The sequence below is a fragment of the Micromonospora sp. WMMD723 genome (genome assembly GCF_049863385.1).
Classification (GTDB): domain Bacteria; phylum Actinomycetota; class Actinomycetes; order Mycobacteriales; family Micromonosporaceae; genus Micromonospora; species Micromonospora wenchangensis.
The window spans coordinates 6,341,087-6,359,995 of record NZ_JBMKNR010000001.1 but is presented as its reverse complement, the minus strand read 5'-3'; the positions used below and the strand labels follow the sequence as shown (position 1 = coordinate 6,359,995).

The following is an 18,909-nucleotide window of genomic DNA, read 5'->3' as shown; positions in this document are numbered from 1 at the left end:
TGATGCGTGGTCCGGCCCGGCCCGGTGCCGGCGGTCACCCCGGGTGTGTGTCGGTCACCACCCGCGACGGCCGGTGGGGCGGGTGGCCGAGCGTGAACCGGATGTTTCCGGACCGTTGCCGTTTGGTCCTTGACAGCTCAGGTCGCCGCGCGCATGCTCTGCTAAATCAGTTTAGCGGCTACTTTTGGCAGGTCGGGCGGCACCCTCGGTGACCCTCGGCATGGTCATCGGTAACGACAACGCGTGCTACGGCGGCTCGCCGACGGCGACGTACTGTTGCGGCTGGTCACCCACCGTGACGACCCGCCGGCCCGGCCCGCACCGCGGCCGGGGCACGCACGGAAGAGTCGAGGAGTCCTCAATTGGCTACACCACTGGCAAGGTTCTCCCGCCGGACGGCGCTCCTGGCCCCCGTGCTGGCGTTGGGGCTGGCCGCCACGGCGTGCAGCGCCCCCGGGGCCGACGACGCGCCGCGCACCGGCGGCGACGCCACCGTCAGCACCGAGCTGGGCAGCGACCCGATCACCCTGGAGATGTACGCCGAGACCGGCTTCCCGCTGGCCAAGGCGCTGGCCGACGAGTTCACCAAGCAGCACCCGAACGTCAAGTTCAACATCCGTGAGGACCAGTTCACGGTCATCGTGGAGAACGCGCCCCGGGTGATGGCCTCGGACAACTCGCCCGACATCATCCGGCTCCCCACCATGGTCGACCTGGTCAAGGACGACCTGCTCAAGAACCTCGACCCCTACTTCGACGCGTACGGCTGGGACAAGTTCCCCGCCTCCCAGCTGGTGCAGCTGCGGGTCGGCGACGGCGGCACCACCCGGGGCACCGGGTCGCTGTGGGGGATGGGCCTCGGCTACAGCGTCACCGGGGTGTTCTACAACAAGAAGCTGGCCGAGCAGGTCGGGATGACCCAGCCGCCGGCCACCATCGCCGAGTTCGAGGAACTGCTGGCCAAGGCCAAGTCCGCCGGCGTGCAGCCGATCATGCAGTTCAACAAGAACACCGCGGGCATCAACTTCCCGCACCAGGCGTTGCAGAACCAGTTCGGCGACCCGGCCCAGGTGGCCGACTGGATCTTCCAGAAGCCGGGCGCGACGTTCGACACCCCGGCCGCGCTCAAGGCCACCCAGACCATCCAGAAGTGGGCCCAGGCCGGCTACTTCCCGAAGGACGCCAACGCGCTGGACTACGCGAGCATGGTGGGCGAGTTCCAGAAGAACAACGGCCTGTTCATGTTCAACGGTGACTGGGAGTCGGCCAACCTCGACAAGACGATGCCGGGCAACGTCGGCTTCTTCCTGTTCCCGACCGAGTCGGCCGGTGGCAAGCACGTGGCGATGTCCGCCCCGAACACCTTCGGCATCGGCGCCAAGGCCAAGAACCCCGACGCCGCCGCGTACTTCCTGAACTGGGCGCACACCAACGCCACCGCCCGCGAGATCGCCGTCAGGATCGGCGGCTCCAGCCCGGGTGGCCCGAGCGACCTGCCCGTGCCGGCCGCTGCCCCCGGCACCGTGCTGGCCGAGACGCTCAAGGCGTCCCAGCAGCTCGGTGAGGAGAACGGCGCGGTGGACTTCACCGCCAACGCCACCGGTGGCATCTTCGCCGCCGCGATCACCCCGGAAATGCAGAAGCTGATCGCCGGTCAGCAGACCCCCGAGGGGTACGTGAAGGCGGTCCAGGCCGAGTACGCGAAGGAACTGTCCCGATGACGTCTGCCCTCGGCAGCGTACCGACCGGGCAGGGTGGGACGGCGCCGTCGCCGGACCGTCCCACCCGCCCGTCGCCCGCGCGGGCCCCCCGGAAACGGTGGGCCCGCGCGGGCGGGACGGGCTGGCTGTTCGTCCTGCCCGCCGTGCTGATGTACGCGGTGTTCGTGCTGCGCCCGCTCGCGCTGACCATCCAGTACTCGTTCTACGACTGGAACGGCATCGGGGTGGCCCGCTGGGCGGGGCTGGACAACTACCTCACCGTGTTCACCGACAGCGACCTGCTGAAGATCATCGGAAACGCGCTCGTCCTGATCGTCTTCTTCAGCTTCGTCCCGGTCGCGCTCGGCCTGCTGGTGGCGAGCCTGGTCCGCCGGATCACCACAGGCGTGTTCGGCACCGTCGTCCGCACGGTGCTGTTCCTGCCCCAGGTCATCCCGCTGGTCGCGGCGGGCATCGCGTGGAGCTGGCTGCTGTCGTCCAACGGGCTGGTCAACCAGGTGCTGCGCGCGGTCGGCCTGGGCGGGGTGGCCCGCGCCTGGCTCGGCGACTTCGACACCGCGCTGCCCGCCGTCGGCGTGATCGGCGCCTGGGTCCTGCTCGGCCTCTGCACGATCCTGCTGGTCACCGGCATGAGCAAGATCGACCCCGCGCTGTACGAGGCGGCCCGCCTCGACGGCGCCGGCCCGGTCCGCGAGTTCTTCGCCGTCACCCTGCCCAGCCTGCGGCAGGAGATCGGCGTCTGCCTCACGGTGACCATCATCGCCGCCCTGGCCAGCTTCGACATCGTCTACATCTCCACCAGCGGCGGCCCCGGCCTGCAGACCACCGTGCCCGGCCTGGAGATCTACCGGCTGGCCTTCTCGCAGCGTCAGGTCGGTCTCGCCTCGGCGCTGGCCGTCGTGCTGATGCTGCTGGTGGTGCTCTGCGTACTGCCGATCCAGCGACTGACCCGGGGGGACAAGTCATGAACCTCAGCCGGCGCGAGAACCTGACCGGCCGGGTCTTCCTGCTCGTCCTGGTCGTGGTCACCCTGCTGCCGTTCGTCAGCATGCTCTCCGCGGCGCTCCAGCCCCGGGGCACCGTGCCCAGCGGCCTGGCCTGGCCGTCGGACCCGCAGTGGGGCAACTTCGCCGACGCCTTCACAGTGGCGAACATGGGCGCGCTGCTGCGCTCCAGCCTGCTCATCGTGGCCGGGGTGGTGCCGGTCTCGGTGCTGATCGCCACCATGGCCGGCTTCGGGCTGGGCCAGCTCCGGGTCCCCGGTGGCCGGATCGTGTTCGCCCTGCTGCTGCTCGGCCTGACCCTGCCGTTCGAGGCGGTGGTCACTCCGCTGTACTACCAGATGCAGGATCTCGGCCTGCTCAACACCCGCTGGGCGATCATCCTGCCGCTGATCGGCCTCTACATGCCGTTCGCGGTGTTCTGGATGCGGGCCCACTTCAGCAACGTGCCGGTCGAGCTGTCCGAGGCGGCCCGGGTCGACGGCAGCAGCACCTGGCAGCTGTTCTGGCGGGTCCAGGTGCCGCTCGCCCGCCCGGCCATCGCGTCGCTGACCATCCTGATGTTCCTCTGGACGTGGAACCAGTTCCTGCTGGCCATCGTCCTGGTCGACGACCCGGCCAAGCGGACGATGGCGGGCGCGCTCGGGGCGTTCCAGGGGCAGTGGGGCACCGACCTGGTGCTGCTGTGCGCCGGCTCGCTGCTGATCCTGACCCCGACCCTGATCGTCTTCCTGATCTTCCAGCGTCAGTTCATCAAGGCCCTGATCCAGGGCTCCCTGAAGGGATAGCAGTGGCCCCGCAGATCCACGGCGACGTCGACGAACGGTACGGGCGGGTGGCCGACGTCTTCCGCGCCAACTTCACCGACCGGGGGGAGGTCGGCGCGGCGGTCACCGTCTACGTCGGCGGTCGCCGCGTCGTCGACCTGTACGGCGGGACCGCCGACCCGCGCACCGGCCGGCCCTGGACGGCGGACACCCCGGTCGTCGTCTACTCCTGCACCAAGGGCATCCTGGCGATCTGCGCCTACCTGTTGGTGCAGCAGGGCCGACTCGACCTGGACGCGCCGGTCGCCCGCTACTGGCCGGAGTTCGGCCAGCACGGCAAGGCCGACATCCCGGTGCGCTGGTTGCTCACCCACCAGTCCGGCCTGCCCGCGCTCGACTGCCCGTTGACCCTCGACGAGGTGCTCGCCTGGGACCCGGTGATCGCGGCGATCGAGGCCCAGACGCCGCTGTGGCAGCCGGGCACCGCGCACAGCTACCACCCGATGACCTACGGCTGGCTGATCGGCGAGGTGATCCACCGGATCACCGGCCAGCTCCCCGGCGCATTCTTCCGGGACGCCCTGGCCACGCCGCTGGGGCTGCGTACCTGGCTCGGGCTGCCGGTCGCCGAGCGCGACACGGTCGCCTGGAACATCGCCCCGCCGCCCGAGGCGGAGCCGTTCGTCGACCCGGTGGCCGACCGGGGGATCACCATGGGCGGCGCGTTCGCGTTCCCCGCCGACGACGCCGGCCTGGTCAGCTTCAACGACCCCGCCATCCAGGCCGCCGGCATCCCGGGCGCGGGCGCGGTGAGCACGGCCGACGGGCTGGCCCGCCTCTACGCCGCCTGCGTGTCGCCGGTGGCGGGACCGCCCCTGCTCGACCGGGCGTCGGTCGACGACGCGACCGTCGTACGGGCCCGGGGCCAACAGCGGCACGGCCCGCCGGACACCGGCCAGCGCTGGGGCACCGGCTTCCTGCTGCACTCCCCACCGGCCCGGCCGCTGCTGTCCGGGCGCAGCTTCGGCCACGACGGCGCGGGCGGCAACCTCGGCTTCGGCGACGACGCCCACCAGGTCGGCTTCGGCTACGTGGTGAACCAGATGCAGGGCATGGGTGACGAACGCGCCAACCTGCTGACCGCCGCGCTGCGGTCCTGCCTGGACGACTGACCGGCCGGACGCGACACCACGCGCCCCGGGCGTCCCGACGACGGGACACCCGGGGCGCGCTGCCGTCCGCCGTCGGAACGGATCGGGCCCGCACGCGTGGGGTGGCCGGGCGGGACGAACGCCGCCGGGGTGCTCGGTGCAGCCGACCGGGAGGGCCCCGGTGACCAGCCCGGCCATGGTCCACGGCGGTGGCGCTGGCGGAGCTGTCGTAACAGGTCGGAAACCTGGCGTGACGATCCCGCCGGGGGCTGCGGCCCGGTGGTCGGACGCCCGTGGCGCACGCGGCGAACCGGTTCGCTGGCCAGGGCCCCGGGGGTCGGTCGGACCGGGCGGACGGGTGAACGACGCGGTGGACCCCGTTACGAGACCGTGACGTCCGGATTTCCGAGGGACTGTTGACGGGGGCGATGTGAGCGCTAACACTACCCCGAAAGGTGACAGGTGGTCCCCGCAGTCGGCGGGAGTTCTGGAGAGGAGAAACCTGTGCGCAGGAAATTCCTGGTCGCGCTCGGCGGCGCGGCACTGGCGCTCAGCCTGGCCGCGTGCAGCGGCGGGGGCGCCGGCAGCGGCGGTGACACCAGCGACAAGAAGCCCGCCGACCTGACCATCGGCGTCTCCATGCCGACCCAGACCTCGGAGCGGTGGATCGCCGACGGCAAGGCGGTCAAGGAGAAGCTGGAGGCCAAGGGCTACAAGGTCGACCTCCAGTACGCGGGCGACGACATCCCCACCCAGTCCCAGCAGGTCGACCAGATGATCACCCAGGGCGCGGACGTCCTGATCATCGCGGCCATCGACGGCACCGCGCTCAGCGGCCAGTTGGACGCCGCGGCCGCCGCGAAGATCCCGGTCATCTCCTACGACCGGCTGCTGCTGGGCAACAAGAACGTCGACTTCTACGTCAGCTTCGACAACTACAAGGTCGGCGTCGCCCAGGCGACCGCCCTGCTGGTCGGCCTCGGCCTGCAGACCAAGGACGGCGGCAAGGGCACCGCGACCGGCCCGTTCAACGTCGAGCTGTTCGCCGGCTCGCTGGACGACAACAACACCCAGTACTTCTGGGGCGGGGCGATGGACACCCTCAAGCCGTTCATGGACAACGGCACGCTGAAGGTCAAGTCCGGCCAGACCCGCATCGAGCAGGCGGCGATCCTGCGCTGGCAGCAGGAGACCGCGCAGAAGCGGATGGAGGACCTGCTCACCTCCGGCTACAACGACGGCACCGTGGTCAACGGGGTGCTGTCGCCGTACGACGGCATCTCCCGGGGCATCATCACCGCCCTGCAGAACGCCGGCTACGGCAAGGGCGCCAAGAAGCTGCCCGTGGTGACCGGTCAGGACGCCGAGATCGCCTCGGTCAAGCTGATCAACGACGGGGTGCAGAGCTCGACCGTCTTCAAGGACACCCGACTGCTCGCCGAGCAGGCCGTGATCGCGGCCGAGGCGTTCCTGCAGGACAAGGAGCCGCAGGCCAACGACACCAAGACCTACAACAACAAGGTCAAGGTCGTCCCGTCGTACCTGCTGCCGATCGAGACCGTCTACAAGGACGACATCACCAAGGTGCTCGTCGACTCCGGTTACTGGTCGGCCGACGAGGTCGCCGCCGGTCAGGCCAAGAAGTAAGCCGGTCGTCGGGCGCGGCGGTCACCGGCCGCCGCGCCCGACGCATCGCAAGCCCGCCTCAGGCTTCGACGATCAGGACGCTGACCATGGACGACACCATCCTCGAGATGCGACGCATCACGAAGACCTTCCCCGGGGTGACCGCGCTGGCCGACGTCTCCCTCGCGGTGCGCCGGGGGGAGATCCACGCCATCTGCGGCGAGAACGGCGCCGGCAAGTCCACCCTGATGAAGGTGCTCTCCGGAGTGCACCCGACCGGGTCGTACGACGGCGAGATCGTGCTGGACGGCAGGCCGGTGCACTTCCGGGGCATCCGCGACAGCGAGTCCCAGGGCGTCGTCATCATCCACCAGGAACTCGCCCTGGTGCCGCACCTGTCGATCGCCGAGAACATCTTCCTGGGCAACGAGCGGCGCGGCCGGGGCGGCCTCATCGACTGGAACCGGGCCAACGCCGAGGCCGCCGACCTGCTGGCCTCGGTGGGTCTGCACGAGAACCCGGTCACCCCCGTCATCCAGCTCGGCGTCGGCAAGCAGCAGCTCGTCGAGATCGCCAAGGCGCTGTCCAAGAAGGTCCGGCTGCTCATCCTGGACGAGCCGACCGCCGCGCTCAACGACATCGACTCGGCCCACCTGCTCGACCTGCTGCGCCGGCTGCGCGACCGGGGCATCACCTGCATCCTGATCTCGCACAAGCTCAACGAGGTCACCGCGATCGCCGACGCGACCACGGTCATCCGGGACGGGCGCACCGTGGAGACGCTCTCCCTGGCCTCCGGCGAGGTCACCCAGGAGCGGATCATCCGGGGCATGGTCGGTCGGGACCTCGACAGCTTCTATCCCGACCGGGTCTCGTCGCCGGGGGAGGAGGTGCTGCGGATCGAGAACTGGAGCGTGCGCCACCCCACCCAGGACCGGCTCGTCGTCGACGACGTCAGCCTGGACGTCCGCGCCGGTGAGGTGGTCGGCATCGCCGGGCTGATGGGCGCCGGGCGCACCGAGCTGGCGATGAGCGTCTTCGGCCGGTCGTACGGCCGGGACGTGCGGGGCCGGCTGTTCGTGCGGGGCCGGGAGGTCCGGGCGCACAGTGTCGCCGAGGCCATCGAGCACGGCATCGCCTACGTCACCGAGGACCGCAAGCGCTTCGGTCTCAACCTCATCGACGACGTGCGGCGCAACGTCTCGGCCGCCGCGCTGGGCCGGCTGGCCCGCCTCGGCTGGGTCAACGGCAACGAGGAGATCAAGGTCGCCGAGCAGAGCCGACGCGACATGAACATCAAGACGACAAGCGTGATGGCCGTGGTGGGCAAGCTCTCCGGCGGCAACCAGCAGAAGGTCGTCCTGTCGAAGTGGCTGTTCACCAACCCGGACGTGCTGATCCTCGACGAGCCGACCCGGGGCATCGACGTCGGGGCGAAGTTCGAGATCTACACGATCGTCAACCGGCTCGTCGCCGCGGGCAAGGCGGTGATCCTGATCTCCTCGGAGCTGCCGGAGCTGCTCGGCATGTGCGACCGCATCTACACCCTCGCCGCCGGCCGGATCACCGGCCAGGTGCCGGTGGCCGAGGCGACCCAGGAGAACCTCATGGATCTGATGACGAAGGACAAGGAGCGCGTGGGATGACCAGCGTCAAGACCTCATCGCCGCCGTCCCCGCCGCCCACCGGGAAGAGCCCGGGCGTCGCCCTGCACGCCGGCACCAGCGACCTGCGCGCGCTGATCATGAACAACCTGCGGCAGAGCGGCATCTACGTCGCGCTGGTCGTCATCGTGGGGCTCTTCGCCGTGCTCACCGACGGGGTGTCGCTGAGCCCCGGCAACATCACCAACATCGTGCTCCAGTACTCCTACATCCTGGTGCTGGCGATCGGCATGGTGATCATCATCATCGGCGGGCACATCGACCTGTCGGTGGGTTCGGTGGTCGCGCTCACCGGGGCGGTCTCCGCCGTGCTGGTCATCCGGGAGGGCTTCCCCTGGTGGGTCGGCATCCTGGCCGCGCTGGCGGTGGGGGTCGCGGTCGGCGCGTGGCACGGCTTCTGGGTGGCGTACGCCGGCATCCCGGCCTTCATCGTGACGCTCGCCGGCATGCTGTTGTTCCGGGGTCTGACCCTGCGGGTGCTGGACAACATCTCGCTGTCCCCGTTCCCCGCCGACTACCAGCAGGTCGCGGCCGGGTTCCTCAACGGCCTGCTCGGTGGGGAGGGCTTCGACGCGTTCACCCTGCTGATCGGCGCGGTCGCGGTGGCCGGGTACGCGGTGAGCGGTTTCCGCACCCGGGTGGCCCGGGTGCGCTACCAGCAGCCGGTGGAGTCGTTCCCGCTGTTCGTGGCCCGGGTGGTGCTGGTGGGCGCGGTCATCATGTACTTCGCCTGGCAGTTGGCGCACGCCCGGGGCCTGCCGATCGTCCTGATCATCCTGGCCGCGCTGGTGCTGGTCTACGGCCTGCTCACCCGGCGTACGGTCTTCGGCCGGCAGGTCTACGCGATCGGCGGCAACCTGTCGGCGGCGATGCTGTCCGGCGTGAAGGTGCGGACGGTCAACTTCTGGATGTTCGTCAACATGGGCTTCCTGGCGGCCGTGGCCGGGGTGATCTACTCCTCGCGCTCCAACGGCGCCCAGCCCGCTGCGGGCAACATGTTCGAACTCGACGCGATCGCCGCCGCGTTCATCGGCGGGGCGGCGGTCACCGGCGGGGTCGGCACCGTGGTCGGCGCGATGGTCGGTGGTCTGATCATGGCGGTGATGAGCAACGGCATGCAGCTCATGGGCGTCGACCAGTCCATCCAGTCGGTGGTCAAGGGGCTGGTGCTGCTGGTCGCCGTGGCCTTCGACGTCTACAACAAGCGGCGCGCCGGCGCCTCCCGCTGACCGGCGACGCGGCACCCGCCCGCGTCGCACCCCCGCCCCGGACGCCCCGGGCCGGGTCGGACGATTCCGACCCGGCCCGGGGCGTCGGCATCTGCGCCCGTCGATCGTGTCCGGGTCGTTTCAGCTTGACGAGCATCATGTTATCGCTCACAGTCTATGAATAGCTGAAGCCGTTCCCGCAGCGGCTGGTCGGCATCCCCGACCCGTCGCTGTACCGCGTCGTGCGCCATCGCGGACGCGCCGCCGAGTGAACGTTGACATCGGCAGGCTTCGAACAATGCGACGACGGTGGCCCGCGTTCCCGGCGCGACCGTCGTCCCACCGTTCGTGAAGGAGGGTCATGGTAGCCATGGGTGAGGTGCCGATCGCGGTCCGGCGACGGCGCGGCTGGTGGTCGCGGGTCGTCGCCGCGCTGATGACGGTGCTGGTCGGCGGTGGTCTCGTCGTGGTCCAGTCGACCGGTGCCCAGGCGGCGACGGTGGACACCACCGCCTGGTACGTGCTGGTCAACCGCAACAGCGGCAAGGCGCTGGACGTGTACAACCGGGCCACCAACGACGGCGCGCGGATCACCCAGTGGACCCGCGGTGACGGCACCAACCAGCAGTGGCAGTTCGTCGACTCCGGCGGCGGCTACTACCGGCTGAAGTCCCGGAACTCGGGCAAGGTCCTCGACGTCTACAACTTCTCCACCGCCGACGGCGCGTCGATCGTGCAGTGGACCGACGGCAACGGCACCAACCAGCAGTTCCGGCTCGCCGACTCGGCCGACGGCTACGTCCGGCTGCTCAACCGCAACAGCGGCAAGGCGGTCGAGGTGCAGAACGCCTCCACCGCCGACGGCGGCAACATCGTCCAGTACGCCGACTGGGGCGGCACCAACCAGCAGTGGCAGCTCGTCCGGGTCGACGGCGGCACCACCCCGACCACGCCGCCGCCCACCACGCCGCCGGCGAGCGGCTCGTACACCAACCCGGTGGTGTGGCAGGACTTCGCCGACGTCGACATCATCCGGGTCGGCGACGCGTTCTACCTGTCCGCCTCGACCATGCACTACTCGCCGGGCGCTCCCATCCTGCGCTCGTACGACCTGGTCAACTGGGAGTTCGCCGGGCACTCGGTGCCCCGGCTGGACTTCGGCACGAAGTACGACCTGAACGGCGCGCGGGCGTACGTCAACGGGATCTGGGCGTCGACGCTGAACTACCGCCCGAGCAACCGCACCTACTACTGGGCCGGCTGCATCGACTTCGCCAAGACCTACATCTACACGGCAGCCGCCGTCGACGGGGCCTGGAACCAGCACGCCACCATCAACAAGTGCTACTACGACGCCGGCATGCTGGTCGACGACAACGACACCATGTACGTCGCCTACGGCAACACCCAGATCAGCGTGGCGCAGCTGTCCGCCGACGGCAAGAGCGAGGTCCGCAGCCAGCAGGTCTTCTCCACCCCGTCGAGCGTGGGCACCCTGGAGGGGGCCCGGTTCTACAAGCGCAACGGCAGCTACTACATCTGGCTCACCCGGCCGGCCAACGGCCAGTACGTGCTGAAGTCGTCGAGCCCGTTCGGCCCGTACGAGATGCGGCAGGTGCTGCTCAACATGCCCGGCCCGATCTCCGGCGGCGGCGTGCCGCACCAGGGCGGTCTGGTGCAGACCCCGGCCGGCCAGTGGTACTACATGTCCTTCGTGGACGCGTACCCCGGTGGGCGGGTGCCCGCCCTGGCCCCGATCACCTGGACCGCCGACGGCTGGCCGCAGATCCAGACGGTCAACGGCGGCTGGGGCACGTCCTACCCGAACCCGCTGCCGACCCGACCGGTCAAGCCGCTGACCGGCACCGACACGTTCTCCGGCAGCACCCTCGGCCCGCAGTGGGAGTGGAACCACAACCCGGACAACAGCAAGTGGTCAGTCAACGACGGCCTGCGGTTGCAGACCGCCACGGTGACCAACGACCTCTACAGCGCCCGGAACACGGTCACCCACCGCATCCAGGGGCCGACCTCCACCGCCACCGTCGAACTCGACTACTCGGCCCTGCGCGACGGCGACCGGACCGGGCTGGCGGTGCTGCGCAACTCGTCGGCCTGGATCGGCGTCCGCCGGGACAACGGCGCCACCCGGGTGTCGATGACCAACAACCTCACCATGGACGGCAGTTGGCGGACCACCAACACCGGTACGGAGATCGCCTCCGCTCCGGTCAGTGGGGGACGCATCTGGCTACGGGCCACCGCCGACATCCGCCCCGGTTCCGGCCGGCAGGCCCGGTTCTCCTACAGCACCGACGGGGTCACCTTCACCGCGTTGGGCAACGCGCTGACCCTCGACAGCACCTGGCAGTTCTTCATGGGCTACCGGTTCGCCCTGTTCAACCACGCCACCCAGGCCCTCGGCGGCACCAGCACGATCCGTCAGTTCCAGCTCACCACCCCCTGACCCGACCCGGATCACGGTAGCGGAGCAACCGGGCCGCCCGTACCGTCGGCACCGCTGCGCGGGCCGGTCGGTGCGGGCGGCCCGCCACGTCGGAGGGTGTCCGGGGCCGCCGGCCGGCACGCACACGACGGGGCCGCCCCCCGCACAGGGGCGGCCCCGTCCGTTGCACCGCCGGTTCCGCACCGTCTCGCCAGCGGTGCGGAACCGGCGGTGGTCCCTACTGGTTGGCGACGAACCGCCAGCGGTTGTCCGCGCTGCCGTTGTCGGAGTCCTGCACGGCCTGCGCGCCCTGGGCGGTCGAGCCGTTGAGGATGCCGAGCAGCTTCCCGCTGTTGACGTTGCGGATCTTGTAGGTGCCGTCGCCCTGGCTCAGCAGCGTCCACCGGTGGTCCGCGGTGCCGTTGTCCGCCCACTGCAGCACACGGGCGTTGTCGGCGGTGGACATGTTCTCCACGCCGAGGACCTTGCCGCTGTGCACGTTGCGGAACCGGACCGCGTCGCCGTCGGTCACCACCACCCAGTTGTGGTCGGCGGTGCCGGTGTCGCCCCACTGCAGGGCCAGCCCGCCGTCGGCGGTGGACATGTTCTGGATGCCGAGCACCAGGCCGCTGCCCACGTTGACGATCCGGGTGCTGCCGCCGGTGCTGCCGCCGCTGGCGCTCCAGTAGACGGTGTAGTTGAAGCCGTGGGCGTCGTAGAACGGTCCGAGGTTGACCGTGGACCCGTTCGCGGTCGCGGTGAACGCCAGGGTGCTGGTGCTCGTCCGGGTCACCGACGAAGTGTTCAACGACGGCAGGGCGCTCAGGCCGGTGTTACCGTAGTTGCCCGCCAGCACCGCCGGGCCGTACGTGAGGGCCACGACGTTGGCGTTGTCGTTGCTCGGTGCCACCACGACCTTCATCGGCAGCCGTACGGTGACGGTGTCGCCGGCCGCCCAGGTACGGGTGACCGTGGCGTAACTGCCGGGGTTGGTGGCGACGTTCTGCGTCTCGCCGTTGACGGCGACCGTCGCGCCGGTGGCCCAGGCCGGGATCCGCACCCGGATGCTCCACGAGCCGCTCATCGACCCGGAGAGGGTGAGCGTGCTGGTGTCGCTCGCCGGGTAGCTGGTGCTCTGGGTGACCGTGATCCCGCGCTGCGACCAGGTCAGCACCGACGGCACGAACAGGTTCACCGTCAGCGTGGTGTCGTTGTAGAAGTAGATCGAGTCCATCAGCTTGGTGTTCGCCTCGATACCGGTGCCCTGACAGCACCAGAACGAGTTGTAGTCGGTGCTCCAGGTGCCGCCGCCCCAGGCCGGGCCGACCCCCCGGCGGCCACCCGGCTTGAGCGGGGTGAAGTAGGTGACGTGGCCGTGGCCGTCGGCCGGGTTCTGCGCGCCGACGACGTGGTTGAGCAGGGCACGCTCGTAGAAGTCGAAGTACGCCACCCGGTTCGGGTCGAGCAGCCACAGCTCCCGGGTCAGCTTGAGCATGTTGTGGGTGTTGCAGTGCTCGCAGGTGTCGTTGGTCAGGTACCCGGCGATCGCGTTCGGCGGCCGGAAGTGCTCGGCCTGGCTGTTACCGCCGATGACGTAGGTGTGCGCGTTGACGGTCATGTTCCACGCGTTGCTGGCGATGTCCCGGTACCGGGTGGTGCCGGTCGCCTTGAACTCGCGTGCCGCGCCGATCCACTTGGGCACCTGGGTGTTGGCGTGCTTGCCGTTGAGCTGGTCGGAGTTGCTGGCGAGCGGGTTGAACACGCCCGCGTGGTCGAACCGCTGGGCGACGGTCAGCCAGCGCCCGTCGCCGGTGTGCTGGTAGATGTCGGTCAGCGCCTCGTTCATGCCGCCGAACTCGGTCTCCAGCATCGCCTGCATCTGGTTGTAGCTCAGTCGCGACGTGCGGGTGTCGACCCAGCCGGCCAGCGCCAGCAGCACCGAGCGGGCCTGCGTGTTGCCGATGTAGCGCCACACGTCGAGCAGCCCCATGAGGGTCTTGTGGATGCAGTAGTAGGGCACGTTGCCGTTGGACAGGGTCCGGGCCTCCAGCGCCGAGAAGTCCGACTCGGGGAAGCCGGACAGGTAGCCCGCGGTGAACCCGGCCGCGCCGTTGTTGGCCTGGCACTTGGCCAGCTCGGCCACCATGTAGTTGGCCTTGTCCCGGCAGGTGGTGTCGCCGAGCACCGCGTACGCCTGCGCCCACGCGGTGAGGAAGTGCCCCTGCATGTGGGTGCGGAACGGGAAGGACGGCGCGTCCCAGCCCCCGTTGGTCGCGGCCCCGTTGGTGCCCAGCCGGTGGTTGGCCCGGAAGTTGTAGAGCATCCGGTCGACGTCGACGAACCGCAGGTAGCTCAGCGTCCGGTTCTGGTTGTCCAGCAGCCGGCCGGCGGTCAGCCGGACCTGACCCAGCTCGAACGGGTACGCCGACACGCCCAGGTCGGCCCGGGCCGGGGGGACCACCAGCGCCGCGCCGGCCGGCGCGGACCCGAGCAGGGTGCCGCCTGCGGCGGAGGCGAGCGCGGTGGCGCCGGCGGCCTGGAGAAGTTGACGTCGGTTGAGGGACGGGAAGGACATGGGAACCTCCAGCGGACCGGATCACGGGCGAGCGCTCGTCCGGGTGGGTCGTACGGACGGTGGTGTCGGGTGGTGGGGTGCCGGCCCGCCCCGGTGGGGCGGAGCGGGCCGGCGCGACCGTCAGCCGCGTGACGCGGTCACGCGGGGGTGCAGGTCAGGTCGGTCGGTGGCTGGTTGCTGCCGGTGGTCGAGCTGATGTAGCCGACGGTGGTGGAGCCACCCGCCCCGAGCTGCCCGTTGTAGGCGGCGTTGGTCACGGTCACCTGGTTGCCCTGCTGGGTCAGGGTGCCGTTCCACGCCTGGGCCACCGTCTGCCCGCTGGGCAGGGTGAACGACACCCGCCAGCCGGTGATCGGGGTGGATCCGTTGGTGATGGTCAGCTTGCCCTCGAAGCCGCCCTGCCAGGTGTTGACCACGGTGTTGGTGGCCGCGCAGGACCGCCCGGAGGGGGTCGTCGGAGCCGGCGTCGTCGGGGCCGGGGTCGTCGGGGTGGGGGTGGGGGTCGTGGTGGGCGTCGTGGTGGGCGTCGCGGTCGGGGTGGGCGTCGGGGTGGTGCCGCTGCCGTTGAACTGCCACCAGTTGACGTTGAACAGGGTGCCGCTGCCGCCGGTGAACCGCAGGTACATGTCGTGGGTGCCGGTCGCGCCGGACACCGGGCAGGAGACGGTCTGCCAGTTCTGCCAGCCGCCGGTGACAGGCACGGAGCAGCTCGCCACCCGGGTACCGGTGGTGCTGTCCAGCCGGACCTCGATGGTGCCGCCGCTGCCGGCCGAGGCCACCCGGGCGTTGAAGGACGTCGCACCGGTACCGAAGCCGACCCCCTTGACCTTGATGTAGTCGCCGTTCTCGATGAAGCCGACGTTCATTCCGCCCTCGCTGGACGCCTCGGTCTCGATGCCGGAGCCCCAGGCGATCGTCTCGGCCTCCTGCCGCACGTACGGGTTGAGCGTGCCGATCTGCGGTGCGCCGGTGCTGCTCATGTTGATCGTCGGGATGGTGCCGTTGGTGCCGTAGGTGAACTTCTCCACCGCGACCGACCGGGTGTAGCCGCCACCGCCGGGCAGCGCGCCGTTGTGGTAGAAGAAGTACGACCCGCCGTTGAAGTCGACGATTCCGGCGTGGTTGGTGAAGCTGCCGCCCTGCCGGGGCATGACCGTGCCCCGGTAGGTCCACGGCCCGGTGGGGCCGGGCGCCGTGGAGTAGCCGATGAACTCGCTGCAGCACTCGGCGGCGAAGACGTTGTAGTAGGTCCCGTTGCGCTTGAAGACCCAGGGGCCCTCCTCGTAGAGGGTGGGGCGGGTGGCGTTGCCGTTACGGGTGCCGAAGCCGGCGGTGGTCAGCGGGATCTTGGTGACGCTGCCGGAGTACGAGATCATGTCGGGGTTCAGCTTGACGTACCACAGGTTGGGGTTGCCCCAGTAGAGGTACGCCTGCCCGTCGTCGTCGATGAAGACGGTCGGGTCGATCTCACCGTTGGCCGCCAGCGGGCGGCCGATGGCGTCCCGGAACGGGCCGGTGGGACTGTCGCTCACCGCCACCCCGATGGCCATCGAGTTGGTCGACTTCGCGGTCACCGGCACGTACCAGTAGAACTTGCCGTTGCGGGCGATGACCTGGCCCGCCCAGGCGTCCGCCTTCGCCCAGCTGAAGGTGCTGACGTTGAGCGGCGAGCCGTGGTCGGTCCAGTTGACCATGTCGGCGGAGGACCAGACCCGCCACTCCTTCATGGTGAACCAGGTCGAGCCGTCCTCGTCGTGGCCGGTGTAGAGGTACACCCGGCCGTTGTGCACCAGCGGGGCCGGGTCGGCGGTGTAGATGTGCTGGACGATGGGGTTGTCGGCCTTGGCGGTGCCGGCCGGGAGCAGGGTCGAGACCAGGAGCAGGGCCGCCAGCCAGGCGAGGGTGCGCCGCAGTCGGGTCAACGGTGGCAGTGCGGGTTTCACCAGTACCTCCCAGTGTGGGCGATGCGTGTTGAGGGCGTCGACGCGTCGGTGGCCTCCCCGGACTCCGTCGACACCCCGGCCGTCCGCCGGTGCGCCTGGACGTGTTCGAGCTGCCCGCCGTGCGGGTACGCCGGGTGTGGCGTCACGGCCCGATCGCGCTCCCTGCCGGGGACGGCTCTGCGGTCGGCGCGGTCGTGTCAGGACCCCACGGTGGCGGTGGACGATGTGCGCCGGAGGGCTTCCGGGCGCGTCGAACCCTCGACCCGACCCGGCGGCGTGCAGCATCCACGGAGGTGCCCGGAGGTGTGCCACCGACGTTGCCCGTGTCCGCACTCGCTGCACCGACCGGTGCCGGTGGGCACAGCGCGGAAGCGTGCCCTTCGCTCCCGCGGCCGACGGTATCTTGTTATCGTTAACACTCGCAAGCCATTGATGTCCGTTGGTTGCGGAGCGCCATTTCCGGCCGTTGCCGCACGGTCCCGCCGGCAGCGGCGATGCCGACAGTGGTGATGCCGGCAGCGGCGGGAACTGCACCGGCGAGATCTGCACCGGGCACGTCGGCGGTGCGGGCCGGTGGGCGGCCGATCCGGGTCGGTGGGTGGTCCGTCCGCCCCGGCGGGTCAGCGCACCAACCGCCCGGTGTCCGGTCCGCCGCGCCGGACCAGCCACGCCTCGGTGATGTGGGTGACCATGGCCTCGGCCGCGCCGTCCGGGTCGTGGGCCGCGATGCGCTCGTAGATCCGCCGGTGCCCCCGGTTGGACGCCACGCACAGCGCCCGCTCGGACCGGCCCATGTAGCGGGCGGTGTTGACCACCTGGCTCTCCAGCGACCGCACCACGCCCCGGGCGATCCGGTTGCCGGACGCCTGCATGATCACGTCGTGGAACGCCCGGTCGTGCTCGTGGTAGGCGACCTGGTCGTCGACCAACTCGTCCATCCGGTCGACCAGGGCGCGCAGCCGGTCGAGGGTGTCCTGGTCGGCCAGCCGGGCGGCGACGTTGGCCATGTCGGACTCCAGCACCCGTCGGGTGGCCACCAGGTCGTCGAGGATGGTCAGGCTGTCGTCCTCGGCGATGGTCGCGGCGAGCACGAGTTCGTCGAGCATGTCCCACATCGACGGTGGGGTGACGATGGTGCCGCTGCCCTGGCGGACCTGCACCAGGCCCTTCTCCTGGAGGATCTTGACCGCCTCCCGGACGACCGTGCGGCTGACCGAGAACGCCTCGCACAGTGCCGGCTCGGGGGGCAGTGGGGCGCCGGGCGGGTGAACTCCGCGTACGATGCGTTCCACCAGTTCCGCGGTGACCGCCGTGGCGAGGTTGGCCGGTCGTCGTGCCCAGCTCGGCGGCGCCGACGCGTTCAGGGTGACCTCTCGTGCCGTCATGTCCCCTCCAGTGACTCCCGCGGACCGCGCCACGACCTGACTGCCGCGAATTCTACGTCCCCCTGTTGACGTCATACGTCATACGAGTTACTTTCTCGTCAATTCATGCGTCTCGATCAGCGCTATCGACCGAGTTCGAAGGTGAGCAGCGATGAAGCAGCGAGCAGTGTGGTCGGCCGTCCTCGTCGCGACGCTGGCGCTGGCCGGCTGCGGGAGCGCCGGCGGGACGCGTTCCCCCTCCGGCGGGGCGGACGGGAAGCTGGTCGTCTGGGACTGGAAGTCCGGCGAGGCCTCCGCCGCGGCGTACCTGGAGAAGGCGAAGGCCGACTTCGCCCGTAAGCACCCGGGCGTCACCGTCGAGTTCGTCGCCCAGCCCTTCGAGCAGTACTACACGCTGCTCGGCACGGCGATCCAGGCCGGCAAGGGCCCGGACGTGATCCTGTTCAACGGCGGCGGCCAGATCCGGGACCGGACCGACGCGCTGCTGCCCCTCGACGAGTACCTGGCCGGGGACCGCCAGCGGCTCACCGGCTGGGAGGCGTTCAGCAAGGACGGCAAGACCTACGCCGGCCCGGTCACGTTGCAGGGCCACCCGATCTACTACAACCGGACCCTCTACGAGAAGGCCGGCCTCGACCCGGCCAAGCCCGCCACCACCTGGTCGACGTTCGTCGCCGACTGCGCCACCATCACCACCCGCACCGGCGCGAAGTGCTTCGCCCTGGGCAACAAGGAGGGCTTCGGCATCCAGTTCTTCCTCTCCGCCCTCGGCTCCGGCGTGCTCACCCCGCAGGAGTACGACGACTGGATCGCCGGCCGACGGAACTGGAACTCGCCGCACGTCAAGCGGATCTTCGCGCTCTGGAAGGAGACCCAGGACGCCAAGCTCAACAGCGACGGGGCGAACTCGACGGCGATGTTCAACGACTCGTTCGCCATCTTCCAGTCCGCCAAGGCCGCCCACGTCATCGGGCTGATGTCCGACGTCGGGCACTGGAAGGACTTCAGCGAGTTCCTCACCGCCGAGAAGCTCGGCGTGATGCGCGCCCCGGTCGTCGAACCCGGCGCCACCCCGAGCCTGCCCTACGACGGCGGCATCGGCTACGGGGTCGCCAGATGGACGAAGGACCCCAGGGTCGCCGCCGACCTGGTGCGCTCGCTCACCTCGACCGACGCGCTGAAGTCGTTCTACGCCGACGCCGGGGCGATCGCCGCCGACACCACCATCGACGTCTCCCAGGGCGGCCCGGCGGTGACCACCATCGTCGCCGACCTCAAGGCCGGCAAGCCCGCCCTGCACGTGGCGCTGTCCTCGAAGACCCTGGACCTGATGGGCCGGCTCTCCCAGCAACTGCTGAGCGGCTCGGTCACCGTCGACGAGGCGGTGAAGCAGCTGGCCGCCTCCGACCAGGCCGGCTGAGC

The 18,909-nt window shown here is 70.1% G+C and carries 12 protein-coding genes; 9 read left to right on the top strand and 3 right to left on the bottom strand.

Annotation, left to right across the window (positions count from 1 at the left end):
• Positions 1–362: 362 nt before the first annotated feature.
• The 8 genes from ACN261_RS27655 to ACN261_RS27620 all read left to right on the top strand — a co-directional run bounded on the left by ACN261_RS27655 (position 363) and on the right by ACN261_RS27620 (position 11,605).
• The gene (locus tag ACN261_RS27655) at positions 363–1,721 is read left to right on the top strand and encodes an ABC transporter substrate-binding protein (RefSeq protein ID WP_421482582.1); all 1,359 of its coding nucleotides are present in this window, start codon (positions 363–365) and stop codon (positions 1,719–1,721) included.
• Complete coding sequence (locus tag ACN261_RS27650) at positions 1,718–2,689, top strand: carbohydrate ABC transporter permease (protein WP_421482581.1); 972 nt, start codon at positions 1,718–1,720, stop codon at positions 2,687–2,689. Before ACN261_RS27655 ends, ACN261_RS27650 begins: the two co-directional genes overlap by 4 nt.
• On the top strand, positions 2,686–3,510 hold the full coding sequence (locus ACN261_RS27645) for a carbohydrate ABC transporter permease (RefSeq protein ID WP_088646293.1): 825 nt from the start codon (positions 2,686–2,688) through the stop codon (positions 3,508–3,510). The genes ACN261_RS27650 and ACN261_RS27645 overlap by 4 nt, the downstream gene beginning before the upstream one ends.
• Positions 3,511–3,512: 2 nt before the next feature.
• Entirely contained in the window at positions 3,513–4,661 is a 1,149-nt protein-coding gene (locus ACN261_RS27640; RefSeq protein WP_425852930.1) for a serine hydrolase domain-containing protein, read from the top strand.
• Positions 4,662–5,144: 483 nt separating this feature from the next.
• On the top strand, positions 5,145–6,287 hold the full coding sequence (gene chvE / locus ACN261_RS27635) for a multiple monosaccharide ABC transporter substrate-binding protein (protein WP_363658662.1): 1,143 nt from the start codon (positions 5,145–5,147) through the stop codon (positions 6,285–6,287).
• Between the two features lie 86 nt (positions 6,288–6,373).
• Positions 6,374–7,912, top strand: a complete 1,539-nt coding sequence (gene mmsA, locus ACN261_RS27630) for a multiple monosaccharide ABC transporter ATP-binding protein (protein ID WP_421482578.1) — start codon at positions 6,374–6,376, stop codon at positions 7,910–7,912.
• Positions 7,909–9,159: a multiple monosaccharide ABC transporter permease gene (gene mmsB / locus ACN261_RS27625; protein WP_421482577.1), complete on the top strand. Its 1,251-nt coding sequence runs from the start codon at positions 7,909–7,911 to the stop codon at positions 9,157–9,159. The genes mmsA and mmsB overlap by 4 nt, the downstream gene beginning before the upstream one ends.
• A gap of 340 nt (positions 9,160–9,499) precedes the next feature.
• Positions 9,500–11,605, top strand: coding sequence for a family 43 glycosylhydrolase (locus ACN261_RS27620; protein ID WP_421482576.1), 2,106 nt, complete (start codon positions 9,500–9,502; stop codon positions 11,603–11,605).
• 217 nt (positions 11,606–11,822) lie between these two features.
• On the opposite strand, the gene ACN261_RS27615 is transcribed toward ACN261_RS27620, so the two are convergent.
• From ACN261_RS27615 to ACN261_RS27605, 3 genes are all read right to left on the bottom strand, one after another.
• Complete coding sequence (locus ACN261_RS27615; RefSeq protein WP_363791289.1) at positions 11,823–14,159, bottom strand: beta-L-arabinofuranosidase domain-containing protein; 2,337 nt, start codon at positions 14,157–14,159, stop codon at positions 11,823–11,825.
• A gap of 137 nt (positions 14,160–14,296) precedes the next feature.
• On the bottom strand, positions 14,297–16,102 hold the full coding sequence (locus ACN261_RS27610) for a family 43 glycosylhydrolase (RefSeq protein ID WP_425852926.1): 1,806 nt from the start codon (positions 16,100–16,102) through the stop codon (positions 14,297–14,299).
• Positions 16,103–16,722: 620 nt separating this feature from the next.
• Complete coding sequence (locus tag ACN261_RS27605) at positions 16,723–17,487, bottom strand: FadR/GntR family transcriptional regulator (protein WP_421482575.1); 765 nt, start codon at positions 17,485–17,487, stop codon at positions 16,723–16,725.
• 151 nt (positions 17,488–17,638) lie between these two features.
• On the opposite strand from ACN261_RS27605, the gene ACN261_RS27600 reads away from it, so the two are divergent.
• Positions 17,639–18,907: an ABC transporter substrate-binding protein gene (locus ACN261_RS27600; RefSeq protein ID WP_421482574.1), complete on the top strand. Its 1,269-nt coding sequence runs from the start codon at positions 17,639–17,641 to the stop codon at positions 18,905–18,907.
• Positions 18,908–18,909 lie beyond the last annotated feature (2 nt).

Excerpts from the sequence above, each read along its gene's own strand:
- ACN261_RS27650 (WP_421482581.1), top strand. The coding sequence starts at position 1,718 with ATGACGTCTGCCCTCGGCAGCGTACCGACCGGGCAGGGTGGGACGGCG.
- ACN261_RS27645 (WP_088646293.1), top strand. The coding sequence starts at position 2,686 with ATGAACCTCAGCCGGCGCGAGAACCTGACCGGCCGGGTCTTCCTGCTC.
- mmsA (WP_421482578.1), top strand. The coding sequence starts at position 6,374 with ATGGACGACACCATCCTCGAGATGCGACGCATCACGAAGACCTTCCCC.
- mmsB (WP_421482577.1), top strand. The coding sequence starts at position 7,909 with ATGACCAGCGTCAAGACCTCATCGCCGCCGTCCCCGCCGCCCACCGGG.
- ACN261_RS27620 (WP_421482576.1), top strand. The coding sequence starts at position 9,500 with ATGGTAGCCATGGGTGAGGTGCCGATCGCGGTCCGGCGACGGCGCGGC.
- ACN261_RS27615 (WP_363791289.1), bottom strand. The coding sequence starts at position 14,159 with ATGTCCTTCCCGTCCCTCAACCGACGTCAACTTCTCCAGGCCGCCGGC.
- ACN261_RS27605 (WP_421482575.1), bottom strand. The coding sequence starts at position 17,487 with ATGACGGCACGAGAGGTCACCCTGAACGCGTCGGCGCCGCCGAGCTGG.
- ACN261_RS27600 (WP_421482574.1), top strand. The coding sequence starts at position 17,639 with ATGAAGCAGCGAGCAGTGTGGTCGGCCGTCCTCGTCGCGACGCTGGCG.